This is a genomic window from Gardnerella sp. DNF00747 (assembly GCF_049262675.1).
GTDB classification, from domain to species: domain Bacteria; phylum Actinomycetota; class Actinomycetes; order Actinomycetales; family Bifidobacteriaceae; genus Bifidobacterium; species Bifidobacterium swidsinskii.
The window spans coordinates 1,204,441-1,219,605 of the sequence record NZ_CP058394.1; the positions used below are offsets into that span (position 1 = coordinate 1,204,441).

At 43.7% G+C, this 15,165-nt stretch carries 13 protein-coding genes and 2 tRNA genes; 5 read left to right on the forward strand and 10 right to left on the reverse strand.

Going from position 1 to position 15,165, the window contains the following annotated elements:
- Positions 1-8: 8 nt before the first annotated feature.
- The gene (locus HXT32_RS04690; RefSeq protein WP_004110435.1) at positions 9-737 is read left to right on the forward strand and encodes an aspartate/glutamate racemase family protein; all 729 of its coding nucleotides are present in this window, start codon (positions 9-11) and stop codon (positions 735-737) included.
- Between the two features lie 17 nt (positions 738-754).
- Here the strand turns inward: HXT32_RS04690 and HXT32_RS04695 are convergent, their stop codons facing one another.
- Entirely contained in the window at positions 755-2,212 is a 1,458-nt protein-coding gene (locus HXT32_RS04695; RefSeq protein ID WP_004110438.1) for a bifunctional folylpolyglutamate synthase/dihydrofolate synthase, read from the reverse strand.
- Between the two features lie 281 nt (positions 2,213-2,493).
- On the opposite strand from HXT32_RS04695, the gene HXT32_RS04700 reads away from it, so the two are divergent.
- The gene (locus tag HXT32_RS04700) at positions 2,494-4,089 is read left to right on the forward strand and encodes an aminopeptidase P family protein (RefSeq protein WP_004110442.1); all 1,596 of its coding nucleotides are present in this window, start codon (positions 2,494-2,496) and stop codon (positions 4,087-4,089) included.
- Positions 4,090-4,374: 285 nt separating this feature from the next.
- Positions 4,375-5,277 carry a carbohydrate kinase family protein gene (locus HXT32_RS04705; RefSeq protein WP_004110445.1) on the forward strand — a complete coding sequence of 301 codons (903 nt, stop codon included), beginning with the start codon at positions 4,375-4,377 and terminating at the stop codon, positions 5,275-5,277.
- Positions 5,278-5,357: 80 nt separating this feature from the next.
- On the opposite strand, the gene HXT32_RS04710 is transcribed toward HXT32_RS04705, so the two are convergent.
- From HXT32_RS04710 to HXT32_RS04745, 8 genes are all read right to left on the reverse strand, one after another.
- Positions 5,358-5,431 (reverse strand) — tRNA-Ile (locus HXT32_RS04710).
- A 287-nt stretch (positions 5,432-5,718) separates the two neighbouring features.
- A complete protein-coding gene (locus HXT32_RS04715) occupies positions 5,719-6,399 on the reverse strand; it encodes an ECF transporter S component (protein WP_064621671.1) in 681 nt (226 codons plus the stop codon).
- 297 nt (positions 6,400-6,696) lie between these two features.
- Positions 6,697-6,768, reverse strand: a tRNA-Glu gene (locus HXT32_RS04720).
- Between the two features lie 107 nt (positions 6,769-6,875).
- Complete coding sequence (gene trmB / locus HXT32_RS04725) at positions 6,876-7,694, reverse strand: tRNA (guanosine(46)-N7)-methyltransferase TrmB (RefSeq protein ID WP_012913953.1); 819 nt, start codon at positions 7,692-7,694, stop codon at positions 6,876-6,878.
- 158 nt (positions 7,695-7,852) lie between these two features.
- A complete protein-coding gene (locus HXT32_RS04730) occupies positions 7,853-8,311 on the reverse strand; it encodes a cell division protein SepF (protein WP_004105139.1) in 459 nt (152 codons plus the stop codon).
- 24 nt (positions 8,312-8,335) lie between these two features.
- Positions 8,336-9,547: a cell division protein FtsZ gene (gene ftsZ / locus HXT32_RS04735; RefSeq protein ID WP_116440542.1), complete on the reverse strand. Its 1,212-nt coding sequence runs from the start codon at positions 9,545-9,547 to the stop codon at positions 8,336-8,338.
- A gap of 202 nt (positions 9,548-9,749) precedes the next feature.
- Positions 9,750-10,904, reverse strand: a complete 1,155-nt coding sequence (gene dusB / locus HXT32_RS04740) for a tRNA dihydrouridine synthase DusB (protein WP_422118922.1) — start codon at positions 10,902-10,904, stop codon at positions 9,750-9,752.
- Between the two features lie 84 nt (positions 10,905-10,988).
- Complete coding sequence (locus HXT32_RS04745) at positions 10,989-12,509, reverse strand: glycine--tRNA ligase (RefSeq protein ID WP_004110530.1); 1,521 nt, start codon at positions 12,507-12,509, stop codon at positions 10,989-10,991.
- 179 nt (positions 12,510-12,688) lie between these two features.
- Here HXT32_RS04745 and HXT32_RS04750 point away from each other — a divergent pair, with 179 nt between their 5' ends.
- Both HXT32_RS04750 and HXT32_RS04755 read left to right on the forward strand, forming a co-directional pair.
- On the forward strand, positions 12,689-13,054 hold the full coding sequence (locus HXT32_RS04750) for an MTH1187 family thiamine-binding protein (protein WP_033888601.1): 366 nt from the start codon (positions 12,689-12,691) through the stop codon (positions 13,052-13,054).
- Between the two features lie 64 nt (positions 13,055-13,118).
- A complete protein-coding gene (locus HXT32_RS04755; protein WP_422118923.1) occupies positions 13,119-14,351 on the forward strand; it encodes a M20 family metallopeptidase in 1,233 nt (410 codons plus the stop codon).
- Positions 14,352-14,368: 17 nt separating this feature from the next.
- Here HXT32_RS04755 and HXT32_RS04760 read toward each other — a convergent pair whose 3' ends face one another.
- Positions 14,369-15,163, reverse strand: coding sequence for an isoprenyl transferase (locus HXT32_RS04760; RefSeq protein WP_004110536.1), 795 nt, complete (start codon positions 15,161-15,163; stop codon positions 14,369-14,371).
- Positions 15,164-15,165 lie beyond the last annotated feature (2 nt).

A 15,165-nucleotide genomic window follows, 5' to 3' on the forward strand; every position in this document is an offset into this window, starting at 1 on the left:
ATGAGACAATGAAACGTCCGTTTTTTGCTGTACTTGGCGGCATGGGCACACTTGCAACAGAAAGCTATATTCGTTTACTTAATAAAGAAACGCATGCACATAACGATCAAGAGTTTTTAGATTATGTGGTATTCAATGATGCTTCTGTGCCAGATAGAACAGCATATATTGTTGGCGAATCATCCGAAAGCCCATTCCCTACTCTTGCAGACGACATAGCTAAAGCAACTGCGATAGGTGCTTCATTTATTGTGCTCACGTGCAATACTGCGCATTACTTTTACGATAAGTTCCAAGCACTCACCGACGTGCCAATTATACATATGCCGCGTGGTGCTGTAGCTGAAGTTTCTAAACGTTACCCAAAGTCTAAATGTAACCGTATTGGATTCTTAGGTACTGCAGGATCGCGTAAAGCTGGAGTGTATCAGCGCGCTATAGAAGAAGCAGGATACACGTTTGTAGCTCCAGACGACGACTTGCAGAAACGTATTACTTCGCTTATTTACGATGACGTAAAAGGTACAGGAGACCTTGATTTTCACCGTTACGAATCTGTTTTAAGCGATATGCTAGACCCTGCAGGAGCATGCCGTTGCGACGCACTTATTTTGGGTTGCACAGAATTAAGCGTACTTAATGAAGCTTTTCCTCTTCCGCAAATACCGTTAGTTGACGCTCAAGCAGTACTTGTAAAAAATACTGTAGAAAAAGCTAAATCTTTGCGAATTAAGTAGCACAAATAGCTTAATTTTTAAGACTCGTCAATATTTGGGTGGATTGCTACGCGCTGATTCTTTGGCTTTTTTAGATCCGGATTCACGTGCTCAACAAGCATTGTGCGCGCGTCTCCTGCAGTGACGAAACTACCGCAAATAAGCACTCCGTGACCATAGCCCACACCAAGCTCATCGTCTTCATCAACTAAATCAACAGCAGTTTGAATAGCATCCGGCAACTCGTCAACACGAATTACGCGATCCTCACCAAATACGCCTACAGCAATCTTTTCGAGCTCTTCTGGATCCATTACACGGTCACGCCAAGAATTACGCGTAACAATAATCTTCGTCAAAATAGGTTCAAGAACACCCAAGTATTCTTCAACTTGCTTATCTGCCATCATTGCCACAACGCCAATAAGCTGCTCAAAATGATAGTTTTCTTCAATAGTTTCACGAAGAGACTCGGCAGCATTCACGTTATGTCCACCGTCAATAATGATTGTCGGCGAAGTACGAACCTGCTCAATACGCCCAGGAACCTTAACCTGACTTAAAGCCTCTGCAACTAAATCGCCATCCAAAGCACCACTTACAGGCAGCACAACCTCCGCAGCAGCAAGAGCTGCCAAAGCATTATGAGCCTGATGCTTGCCAAACTTGTCAACCGGAACATCCTCATAAGTGCCAAGAGGCGTACGCAAAGTAACAACCTGTCCGCCAACTGCAGGAGTACGAGACACAACTTCAAGCTCGCCGTCACCATAAGAAGAATCGCGCAATAATGTAGCATGGTTGCGCTCCGCAACTTCCTTAATAATTGGCAAAACCTTAGCTTCATGCGGCTGAGGACCCAAAATAACAGTGCAATTTGGCTTAATAATACCAGCCTTCGTACGCGCAATCTCTTCAACAGTGTTTCCAAGCCATTGCATGTGATCCATATCAACCGGCCCAATAATTGCAGCATCAGCATTCATAACATTAGTGGCATCCCATTCGCCCCCCATGCCAACTTCCATAACAGCAACATCAACAGGAGCGTCCGCAAAAGCCCAAATTGCCATGGCTGTAAGCACTTCAAAAAAGCTCATTTTTGGCTTACCGTCAGCTTCCATGCGAGCATCAACCATGTCGATAATGTCTTTCATTTGATCCCACACATCGACGAACTGATCGTCACTAATTTCCTGTCCATCAATCATAATGCGCTCATTTACGCGCTCCAAATGTGGAGAAGTATATAATCCGGTTCGCAAACCGTATGCTCGACAAATCGACTCAGCCATTCGAGCAGTAGAACCTTTGCCGTTCGTACCAGTTATGTGAATAACACGCATAGACTGCTCTGGATGACCTAAAATATCGAGAATAAGACGCATGCGATCCAAGTCGAGATTAGTTTTATTGTGTTCTGGAGCTCGACTCATAATATTGCGTTCGATATCAACAATTCGCTCATTATTGCGATTTGGATTTTCAATAGACATAACTACTCCCCCTAATTTTTACGCTCGCTTACTCATTTTCCAACTATCTAGATTAGTTGATACCAACAACACACGCATATAAATATGTTGTGACAATATTCACATAGCAAAAGCGTTTTAAACGCACTTTGTAAATTGCGTATAAAATCTTGCTATTTTGCACTAAAAAAAAACTCGCATAAAACACTAAATAAGACTATGTTAGTTTATTGACTGTTTATTTACTATTTGTATAATTTGCGCAAGCAAAAATTAACAAGCAAAAATTAAGGAGTCTCATAATGGCAGAATATACGCCAACTGAGCACGGCGAAGAGCTAAAAGCTGACGGCACACAAAAGGCAGAAGATCGCGTAAATAACCGTTCACTTCGTCCAAACAGTGATTCTTTTAAAGATTTTATGACGAATAACTGGGATAACCAGGAGCCAGAAGTTAAGGCTCTTGAATCTAGCAAGTACATTCCAGCTCGTTTAGAGGCTCTTTCAAAGCGTTTCCCAGGCGAACGTTTAGTTATCCCTGCAGGACAACCAAAGGTGCGTAATAACGACTGCGATTATGCTTTCCGTCCAGACACTACATTTGCTTACTACACTGGCTTAGGTCAAGACTATGAGGCTGGTGCTGTGCTTGTTATGGAACCGGTTGAAAAAGATAGCGAAGAAGCAAAAGCCGGTAAAAATCATACGCCAGAACTTTTTGTAGCTCCACGCGCAGATAACAGCACTTCAGCATTTTACAAGGATCCTCACTACGGAGAATATTGGGTTGGTCCTCGCGCAGGCTTAAAAGAACTTAAAGCAATGACCGGCATTGAAACGCGCGATATTGCAGAACTTGACGACGCTATTGCAAAGAACGTAAGCGACGACGCTAATGGCGAAGGCATTCGCGTGCGAATTGTTCGAGAAACCGATCCTGAGCTTACTGCAAAAGTTGAAACAATGCGAGAAGCAAGTGGATTTACTGATGAAGATGCAAACACTTGCGCAGACGATAAATTGCACGAATTCGCTGCAGAAGCACGAATGCTTAAGGACGACTACGAAATTCGCGAAATGCGCAAAGCTATTGCCGCCACAAAACTTGGTTTTGACCGCATGCTTACGCGTTTGCCTAATGCTTTGGGTCATGAGCATTCCGAGCGCATGATTGAGGGTGCTTTTAATTCTGTTGCTCGCGAAGAAGGCAACGAAGTAGGCTACGACACTATTGTTGCTTCAGGCAAGCACGCGCCAATTTTGCACTGGATGCGCAACACTGGCGTTGTTTCCAGCGGAGAATTGCTACTTATTGATGCCGGCGTTGAAGTTAACAGCCTCTACACTGCTGACATTACACGAACTTTCCCAACGAACGGCAAATTCACTGACTTACAAAAGAAGCTTTACCAGTGCGTTCTTGACGCTCAGCAAGCCGGTTTTGAGGCTGCTAAACCAGGTGCAACCTACTCCGATATTCACCATGCTTGCATGCGCGTTCTAGCCGAACACTTGCACGAATGGGGAATTTTGAAAGTTAGCGTTGAAGAATCACTTTCGCCAGAAGGTCAACAGCATCGTCGTTGGCACGCTTGCGGCGTTGCTCATCATCTTGGTTTGGATGTGCACGATTGCGCACAAGCACGCTACGAGTTTTATCAGGGCGCAAAAATTACTCCAGGAATGATATTCACTATTGAGCCAGGATTATACTTTGCAGCTAACGATTTGATGCTTCCTGAAGAAATGCGCGGAATTGGAATTCGTATTGAAGATGATGTGCTAATGACTGAAAGCGGTCCAGAGTGGCTTTCTATTGACATTCCAAAGCAAATCGATGATGTAGAAGCATGGATGGCTGAACAAGCTCACAAAAGTGATATTTTTCAGCATTAAGCAATAAATCAAAATAATAGAAAAATATAATAAAAAAGAATAATAATAATATAGTACGCCAGCATAAGCTAAGTTAAACGTACGCAATATAGCACTTATGGTGCGCTCTATAGAAACGTAACACGCATTGCGCATATTACTTATCGAAAGGGCGCACCATAATTGTTTATGTAGCATTTTTACAAGCAAAATTTGCATCAAAATGCTTTTGAAGAAGCGAGAAGATATTTAGTAAAAAGTATAGCTCTACAAACTTGCTGCACTGACGCGTGCGAAAGGAATATTATGACTAAGCCAATTGTTCTTTCACTCGGCGAACTTTTATGGGATTTGCTCCCACATGGAAAACGTGTTGGAGGAGCACCAGCAAATTTTGCATATCATGCACAGTGTCACGGAGCGCAAAGTTGCATGATTAGCGCTGTTGGTCAAGACCAACTCGGCGATGAGCTGATTGACAAAGTGAACAAAGCTGGCATCGCTTCAATTATTCAACGCAACGCTTGGCCAACAAGCACTGTAGAAGTAACACTAAAAAATGGAATACCAGAGTACACTATTCTGCGAAATATAGCATGGGATCATATTCTTTACACTCGAGAACTCATTGATTTAGTAGAACGAGCAGATGCAGTATGCTTTGGCACTCTAAGCTTACGTTCTCAAGAAACTCACGACACAATTTTGCAATTGTTAAAGCATACTAAGCCTGGAGCAATGAAGTTCTTCGATATTAACATTAGAAGCGATCACTACTCTAAGGATCTTATCGACACATTACTTCAAGAAGCAACAGTATTTAAGCTTAACGATTCGGAACTATTCTTATTACGCGATATGTTCAATATTCGCGACACTTCAGACGAGGAAGCTTGCAAGTGGTTCCAAGCTCGTTACGGACTAGATTATGTGATTCTTACAGGCGGCTCTACTTTTAGTACGATTACTACTAGCACTGGAGAAAGCTCAACTATCCCAACTCCACACGTTGAAGTTCTTGACACAGTTGGTGCTGGAGACTCGTTCTCAGGAACATTTGCAGCGCATATTCTTAAGGGAGAAAGCTTGCAAGAGGCGCATCGCGCAGCTGTTAATACTGCAGCATTTGTGTGCACTCAAGAAGGAGCATGGCCTAAGTATCCAAAACAAATACCAGATTATTTGTCAATGGCAGAAAATAACAAATAAAACAAAAAATAAAATTTAAATTATAAGATGCAAAAATGCCACTTCATAAATCATAATGAAGTGGCATTATTAATATCTTGTGGGGCCTCAGGGGCTTGAACCCTGGACCGACGGATTATGAGTCCGCTGCTCTAACCGACTGAGCTAAAGCCCCACGCTAACAAAGTCAGCAACGACTAGATTAGCACATACCCATAAACGTCGCCAACTCAGTGAGTCGAATTTTTGACCTTGCTTAGGATTACTGAGCTTGAAATCCCGATGGTTTCAAGCTCGGTCAAAACCCAAACAAACAAAAACAAAACCCAACACAAAACCACACCAACCAAAATCTACCTCCGTCAATAACGACGAAGGCAGACCTCGCTTGCGTTGAAAGCATACCGTGCTTTCAACCTGAGCAAGCTCGACGCTCTGAAGGAGCTTGAAATCCCGATGATTTCAAGCTCGGTCAGAACGTCCAGATGCGAAGTTATCAAGAGCACCAGTTTTGCGCAAAGCCAAATACACAAACCACACAAGCACTCCAGAAAGCAACAATCCACTAATAAGCTCTGTAATCATATGAATCGTAATATAAGTAGGAGCTTTAGCCTGATACTTAGTGAAGCTTAAGAACACACCATACTCAAAAGCCACAAGCAAACCAGAAAGAGCACTCAAAGTCAAATTAAACTTTCGCAAACGGAAAATTAAGAACGGAATCTCCGCAAACACACCCTGTAAAAGTGCGGAAATAAGCGTATCTCGCATATTAAACGGAGTTCCAAGTAGCACCTGTACAAATGCTGCAACAACATTTACATACACTGCAGAACCTGGCTTACGAATAAGCAAAACTGCAAGAGTTCCAGACAAATACCAAACACCATGCGTGATGCTTGCAAAACCAGGAAGAACAGCTGCATTCAAAGTACGAATCAAAGGAATAAACACCAAGCCATAGCCATACAAGATAACGCCAAAAACAGCAGCAAGAGCAGCACCTAATGCGATATCTGCAACACGCCAACGCATGCTCACAACCCTATTAATACTAGAAGCAGCATTACTATCCACTTGATCCGTTACACAATTAGATGATTCTAACCCATTATTATTTGTATTGAAAATATCGCTCATAGGAAATCCTTTTTTAAGCTGCTGCGCATTGTAAATTACTGAATTGAATACTTCCTGACCTACGCAGCCCGGGCAGAAGTACCAATGAGAAAGTGTATCACCTCTAAAAAGCACAACATACCTTTTGTGATATTTAATACATTGTCAGATCTTATATCGATTTATAGAAAAAATATATGAAAAACTAATTGCTGCGCAAAATACGAAAAATAGGGTAAGCAGCAAAAATAGAAATACGAACATCAGAAATACAAAAAACGAAAAACGCCGCTGAAAACCCAGCGGCGTTGTAATTTGTACCCCCTAAGAGAGTCGAACTCTTGTTGTCAGATTGAAAGTCTGGTGTCCTAACCGTTAGACGAAGGGGGCTTCGAACCAAACCATATGATATTAACACTCAAAAAAGCAGTACGCAACTCACGGCGTGTTGAGACTAAGTACAACTGCAAAGCTACGAGAACAGCGGCGGCAGAGCATTATTGTGCTATGTAGGTGAAGTCGTGAATCGTGCGACCAGCCTCCAAGCCTTTGCGCTCAAAATTCGTAAGAACTCGACCAGCAAAGCGCTCAGACTCGCTAAAATCTGCGTGCGGAAGAGCTGCTGCAGTATCAGCTGTACCTTTCCCTACATGCTCAATTGGAAGACTTGCGCTTAATTCGCCAATATTTGCAAAATCTTCGCGAGAATCCATAATCTCATGCACATGCAAAGCGTAATCCTCAATATCTGTAGCAATGCGCCACGCACCCCCTCTACGCAACGCCTGGTGTATTGTAGAGACAAGCTCTGGCTGCACAATACGACGCTTATGGTGGCGCATTTTAGGCCATGGATCCGGGAAGAAAGTCCAAACTTCTTCTAAAACTCCGCAGTCGCACGCAGCGAAGAAATCAGGAGCGTTAATTTGTGCAATACGAAGATTAGTCAAACCTTGCTTTCCAGCAAGAAGCATTGTGTGAGCAACGCCTGGATCATAAACTTCAAGCGCTAAAAAGTTAGTTTCCGGCAAACGTTCAGCTGCGGCAACAATGTTTTCGCCTTGTCCGGAACCAATTTCAACAATAAGCGGATTGTCATTCCCCCACTTATCGCTAATCCAATCATGCGTAATGTTCAAATTTTCGCGCAATCTAAATGAGCCAGGTGCTTCAGTAACGTCTAGCAGGTACTGACTTGCATAACGCTCCTGAGCGTGCTGTAAACGCGCATCTAAGCGCCCAGAACGACGCACAAACGACAATACAGTGCGTTGCTTGGCTTGCATAGTGTTTTCGTTTTCATTTTCAGTGCTCATGAGATTACTTTCGTTATTTGGGTTACATGCCTTTAGTTTAAATTCGCATGATTTTAGTCATGCTCGTACACATCGCTTTTATGCTACCAAAAAGTATAAAAAAGCAGCGAAAGTTGTTAAACAAACGCTGCTCAATTAATTCTTTAGCAAATACAATTTTAGGAGAACAAGTCACGCGCAGTATTGTCGTTCGGAGCATCCTCCACTTTGATATTCACTTGTGCCGGGCTTAGCAAAAATACCCTAGGAGTCACACGCTCAATAGAACCGCGAACACCAAATACAACTCCAGCAGAAAAATCAACAATACGATACGCAACCGATTCAGTTACACCAGTAAGGTTTAAAACCACTGGAACACCGTCACGCAAAGCACGACCCACCATTTGCGCATCATCGTAAGACTTAGGATGAATTGTAGTAATACGACTCATACGACTAGCATTCGCACGAGCAGAACCGCCACGCAAATCATTACCATGTTGCGACACAGCAGGAGTTACCGAGCGATCATTATCGAATGACGTTTCTTGAACATCAGATTCAGCATAATCATCATCCTCAGGCACATCTGCCATACCAACGTATGACATCACGTTCTTCATAAAGCCAGCCATGAAGCAACCCTCCTCTCGTTACGCTTAACGCAGAAAATCAGGAATATCTAATTCGTCAGGTTCAGCAGTCTGCTGTACAGGAGCTGCAGAAGGAGAATATTGCTGATTCATTGCAGGCTCAAACATAGAAGGCATAGAAGCAGGTTGTTCTACTTGTGGAGCAGCTTGAGCTTCCTCTTTGAAAGATGACGTAGACTGTGCAGGAGCTACAGGCTTAACATCTGCTTGCATATCAACAAACTGACCAGCTTTAGCTGAGGACTCCTCCGCCTTAGGATGGGCATCAAATCCAGCAGCAATAACCGTAACTCGAACCTCATCGCCGTAAGAATCATCCAAAGAAAGACCCCAAATAATTTGAGCTTCTGGATGAATAGCTTTACGAACAAGTTCAGTTGCAGCAGAAGCTTCCTGAAGCTTCAAATCACTTGGACCTGCGATATTAATCAAAGCACCGTGAGCACCCTCAATGCTTTCTTCCAGCAATGGGGAGCTAATAGCAATTTCAGCTGCCTGAGTTGCACGATCCTCGCCTTTTGCAGCACCAATACCGAACAGTGCGGTACCTGCTCCGCGAAGAACAGCTGTAACATCAGAGAAATCAACATGAATGTAAGAATTCATGGTAATTAAATCAGTAATGCCTTGCACACCTGCGAGCAACGCAGTATCTGCCGTCTTAAATGCTTCAATAATTCCAATAGTACGATCAGAAATTTCCAAAAGACGATCGTTTGGAATAACAATCAACGCGTCAACTTCTTTGCGAAGATTCTCGATACCAAGTTTTGCAGATGCAGCACGTTGCGGTCCTTCAAAACCGAATGGACGTGTAACAACAGCAATAGTCAAAGCACCTTGCTGATGAGCTGCACGAGCCACAATTGGGCTTGCACCAGTACCCGTGCCGCCACCTTCACCGCAGGTAACAAACACCATGTCAGCACCCTTAAGTGCCTCTTCAATGTCTGATTGATGATCCTGCGCAGCCTTAGCACCCTTTTCAGGATCAGCACCAGCACCCAAGCCTCGGCTCGAAGCATCAGATAATGAAATCTTTACATCAGCATCAGAACGCAGTAAATCTTTAGCGTCAGTATTAATGGCCACAAACTCTACATTCTGTAGACCCTCGCTGATCATCCGATTGACGGCGTTACCGCCGGCACCACCGACGCCGACTACCTTGATGATGGTTTTGTCGTTGAAATTGTCAGTCTGGGCAATCTCGCTCACCGTTATCTCCTGTCACTCACGCACGTTTACACAATATTTTAGCGTAAAACGCTCGATACTGACGACGTTTTCACAATAAACTGAAAAAATGTCACTGCTTTGATGATACACCGTGCTATATGCAAATATGAGCACAAGGTGATTTTAATAGAACACTATCGAAATAATCAGTGCAAAAAAATGACGAAAGCCCTAGAAAATACTAGTAACTTGCATCCATTGGATCGTCACCAAATAACGCCTCTCGCTCTTCGTGACTAGTTGTACGAGAATCTAACCACCCATACGGCAAATGAACTTTTTTAGCAAATCTAACTCGTCCACGCGGCGTGTCTAACACCTTTTTTGGCAAACAAAGAGAACCATCAAGCATATCGAGATTACGTTGAACATCCTCAATCGACTCGCACTCCATAAACGCTTTACGAGTGCCACCACCAACAGGAAAGCCCTTTAAATACCAAGCGACATGCTTACGCAAGTCGTGAACAGCCATACGCTCGTCACCATCATAAAACTCAACTAAAAGCTTCAAGTGACGCAAAATAACAGAACCAACTTCTGCCAAAGTAGGATTCACACGATTATCGCTACCTTCGCAAGCATTGCGAATATCAGCAAACAACCATGGGCGACCTTGACATCCTCGACCGATAGCAACGCCAGCGCAACCAGTTTCCTTAAACATTGCGAGCGCATCTTCCGCACCCCAAATATCACCATTGCCAAAAACTGGAATATCGAGTGCTTCTACAAGCTCGCCAATACACGTCCAGTCTGAATGACCACCATAATATTCTGCAGTTGTACGAGCATGCAAAGTTACAGCAGCGCATCCTTCTTCTTGCGCAATATGACCAGCTTGAATAAAAGTTTCATGATTCTCGTCAATTCCAACGCGGAATTTAGCCGTAACAGGGATTCCTGCAGGTTCGCAAACAGAAACAACGCGATGCAAAATTTCTTGCAACAAATCAGTTTTCCAAGGAAGAGCAGAACCGCCGCCACGTCGCGTCACTTTTGGAACTGGACAGCCGAAGTTTAAGTCAACGTGATCAGCCATGTTTTCGTCGACAACAATTCGAGTAGCTTGTTCTACAATAGAAGGATTTACACCATAAAGCTGCAAAGAGCGCACTTTTTCGCTAGGCGCAAAACGGCAAAGTCTAAGCGCTTTTGGATTTCGTGCAACTAACGCTCTAGCCGTAATCATTTCTGCCACGTAAAGCCCGTCCGGACCAAATTCGCGGCAAATTACGCGAAACGGCCAGTTAGTGATCCCAGCCATTGGAGATAAAACAACAGGAGTTGCAATATGAACTTTCCCTAAATCTACTGGTTTTATAGAAAAATTCATATTGCTTTAACTCCGTTCACTATAATAATAATTTTGCTTATTAGTGCTTAAGCACTACTCGCTTAAGCACTACTCAAACGCGTATTAGTACAATCCGCCAGCAGTAGCGATTTGTACAGGCTTAGACTCGTCTTCGCCAGCTTCTTTAGCAATATCCGTAGCACCGTCGGCTGCACGAGTACCAACGATTTCAACAGGACCTTGCGGATACTTAACGCGCTTTTCGTTAATTCGGCTAGCAACGTAATCTGCAACCTTGTCCAAAGAAACGCGCTCTTGTTGCATGGTGTCGCGCTCGCGAATTGTAACAGCATGATCTTCCAAAGTATCGAAGTCGACTGTTACGCACAAAGGAGTACCAATTTCGTCCTCACGACGATAGCGGCGACCAATAGCACCAGCCTCATCGTAATCGATAACCCAATCATGCTGACGCAAATCTGCAGCCAAATCTTGAGCAACAGCTTGCAATTCTGGCTTCTTGCTCAAAGGCAAAACTGCAGCTTTAACAGGAGCCAAACGAGGATCAAGTCGAAGAACAGTGCGCTTGTCAACTCCGCCTTTAGTGTTTGGAGCTTCGTCAACGTCGTAAGCATCAACCAAGAATGCCATAAGCGAGCGCGTAAGACCAGCCGCAGGCTCAATAACGTAAGGCACATATTTTTCGCCAGTAGCTTGGTTAAAGTAGCTCAAATCCTCGCCGGAATGCTTAGCATGAGCAGACAAATCGTAGTCAGTACGGTTTGCAATACCCTCAAGCTCTCCCCAATCCGAACCTTGGAAGCCGAATTTGTATTCAATATCGACAGTGCGCTTGGAATAGTGGCTGAGCTTCTCCTTAGGATGCTCATACATGCGCAAGTTTTCTGGCTTAACACCCAAATCCACATACCAACGCACACGAGTGTCAATCCAATACTGGTGCCAAGCTTCGTCGGTTCCAGGCTCTACAAAGAACTCCATTTCCATCTGCTCAAACTCGCGAGTGCGGAAGATGAAGTTTCCAGGCGTAATTTCGTTGCGGAAAGACTTACCAATATTCGCAATGCCAAAAGGCGGCTTTTGACGAGCAGAAGTCATGACGTTCTTAAAATCAACGAAAATACCCTGAGCTGTTTCTGGACGCAAATAATGCAAGCTATTTTCGTCTTCAACCGGTCCTAAATGAGTGCGAAGCATCATGTTGAAGTCACGTGGCTCAGTCCAGTTTCCGCGAGTACCACAATCTGGGCAAGCAATGTCTTTTAATCCATTTTCTGGCATCTTGTCGCCATGCTTTTCAGCATAAGACTCTTCCAACTTATCTGCACGATGACGCTTATGACAATTCAAGCACTCAATCAAAGGATCGTTAAACACGGAAACGTGACCGGAAGCAACCCACACCTGTGAGGGCAGAATAACGGAAGTATCCACACCAACAACATCTCCACGCGTGGTCACCATGTAGCGCCACCATTCGCGCTTGATATTATCTTTTAACGCAACACCGAGCGGGCCGTAATCCCACGCAGAACGCGTGCCACCGTAAATTTCGCCGGCTGGGAACACAAATCCTCGACGCTTAGCCAAGGAGACGACTTCATCAAGCTTTGAAACAGCCACAATACACCTTTTCGTAAAACTAGAAAATTCGGGTGAAAACGTTGCTATTATAGAAAAACCCTGTGACGCTTGTAAAATTGTTAAAGTAATGCAAATTTATAAGTTTGTTGACGCATTATTTGGCGTTGTCTTGTTTTGCTAGATTTGCATAAGATTACGATTTTAAAGGGATTGTTACTATGAGTGAAAATAATAACGAGAATACAAACGACCACGCGAACGAGCACAGAACTAACACGGTCGCGGCGTTGTGCATTGCTCCAAGCGGAGTCGGAGACGAGTTGAGCGAGTACGTGGCGGATGCTGTACAAGTAATTCGCGATTCTGGATTAAAGAACGAAACTAACGCAATGTTCACGAATATTGAGGGCGAATTTGATGACGTTATGCGCGTTGTGAAAGATGCTACGATGACTTTAGTTAGTAAAGGATACCGTACTGGAGTAATACTAAAATTAGATATTCGCCCTGGTTTTAGCAATCAAATTGACGCAAAAAGTGCGCTTGTAGATAAGATTCTCGACAAACGAAATAAAGAAGAATAAAACTAAAATCAAATAGTCTCAAAACTCAAAAAAGTTATAATAAAACAAAAGAAAGCAGGAATTTATGCTGCAACTTACGGCAGTTCAGAAAATATTATCCGATTTAGATGAAACCCAAGCAGAACGAGAAAAACAATACAAATACTTTCATCAACATCCTGAACTGTCAATGAAAGAAGATCATACAGCTCAAACAATTATTGATATTCTTAGCGAAGCTGGGATTGAAACAAAGCGAGTTGGAAAAACAGGCGTTGTGGCAGAGATTAAAAACGGCGAAGGTCCTGTTGTTGCTATGAGAGCGGATATCGATGCGCTTCCAATTAAAGAAAATTCAGGAAAAGATTACACTTCAACAGTTAGTGCGCAAGACGAAAATGGCAAAACGGTTGGAGTTTCACACGCTTGCGGTCACGATTTTCATATTTCCAGCCTACTTGGTGCCTTGAAGGCTTTTAATGAGCATAAAGATGCTTGGAAAGGAACGTATATTGGCGTTTTTCAGCCTGGAGAAGAAACAGCTCAAGGCGCAAAAGACTTGGTGAAAAATGGCATTATGAGCATGATTGCAAAGCCTGACGTTTACCTTGGTCAGCATGTGTTGGGCACTATTCCTGCAGGAACAGTCGGTATTCGTTCGGGCGCGTTCTTAACTACTGCAGCTTCGATTCGCGTGCACATTTTTGGTAAAGGTTCGCATGGTTCTATGCCTGAGTTGAGCGTTGACCCGGTGGTTGTTGCTTCGTCAATTGTGCTTAAATTGCAGACGATTGTTTCTCGCGAACTTGCAGCTAAAGATTACGCAATTGTTACAGTTGGCGCGCTTAATGCAGGAAGTAAGTCGAATATTATTCCTGATGATGCCGAGCTTTTAATTAACACAAGAACTTATAGCGAAGATACTCAAAAATTTGTGCACAATGCTATTGAACGAATTGTGCGTGGAGAGTGCGAGCTTGCAAGATGTCCTAAAGAACCAGAGTTTACGTATTATGATTGCTATCCGCTTACAAATAATGATCAGAATGCATCTTTGCGCGTGCGTAAAGCTTTTGATGAATACTTTGGAGAAGATTCTGTAGATATTTCGCGCGCTTCTGCTTCGGAAGATTTTTCTATAGTCGCGAACGCTTTTAAAACTCCTTACGCTTACTGGAGCTTAGGTGGTTTTGCGGATATGCAGAATGCTCCTGGAAATCACAATCCGGCATTCGCCCCAGATTTGCAGCCCACTCTTAATCGCGGATTAGAAGCTGCAGTTGTGGCAGCTTGCGCTTGGCTCACTAGCGAAAAGTAACAAATCTTAGTGAGATACTAGGCGTTTTTTACGCCACCAAACCTGCGGTCGCGATGCGCATAGCGGTCAATCGACCTCCACAGCACTTCGCGGCCGTAATCCGGGAATAGTTCCGGCACAAAATCAAGTTCCGCGTAGGATGCTTGCCAAGGCAAAAAGTTGCTAGTGCGCTGCTCGCCGGAAGTGCGAATCACCAAATCGCAATCTGGAATATCCGGATTATACAAGTGCTCAGCAATCATTTTTTCACTTACACGATCGCCTTTAATTTTGCCATTTTGAATTTCTTTCGCGATTTGCGCGCAAGCATCCGCAATTTCTGCACGACCGCCGTAATTTATGCAAAAAACAACGTCAATAGTTTTATTATTTTTGGTGATTTCTTGCGCTTTTTCCAACTCGTCAATAACAGACTTCCACAATCTAGGGCGCCTTCCTGCCCAACGAACGCGCACTCCCCATTCGTTCATTTGCGCAACTCTGCGGTGAATAATATCCCTAGAAAATCCCATTAAAAAGCGCACTTCTTGTGGAGATCGCTTCCAATTTTCGGTAGAAAAAGTGTACAAGCTTAAGTAACGAACTCCTGCTTCTATAGCTCCTGCAATAACGTCAAAAACTACCGGTTCTGCAGCTTTGTGACCTTCGGTTCGAATCATTCCGCGCTCTTTTGCCCAGCGTCCGTTTCCGTCCATAATCACACCGACATGACGAGGCACTTTGCCCTTAGGAAAATCTGGTATGTGAGAAGGGTCACTAAAAGGAGCCGCTGGAATATCGAGCGACTTATAATCCACGTTTTCAAAAGCCATAC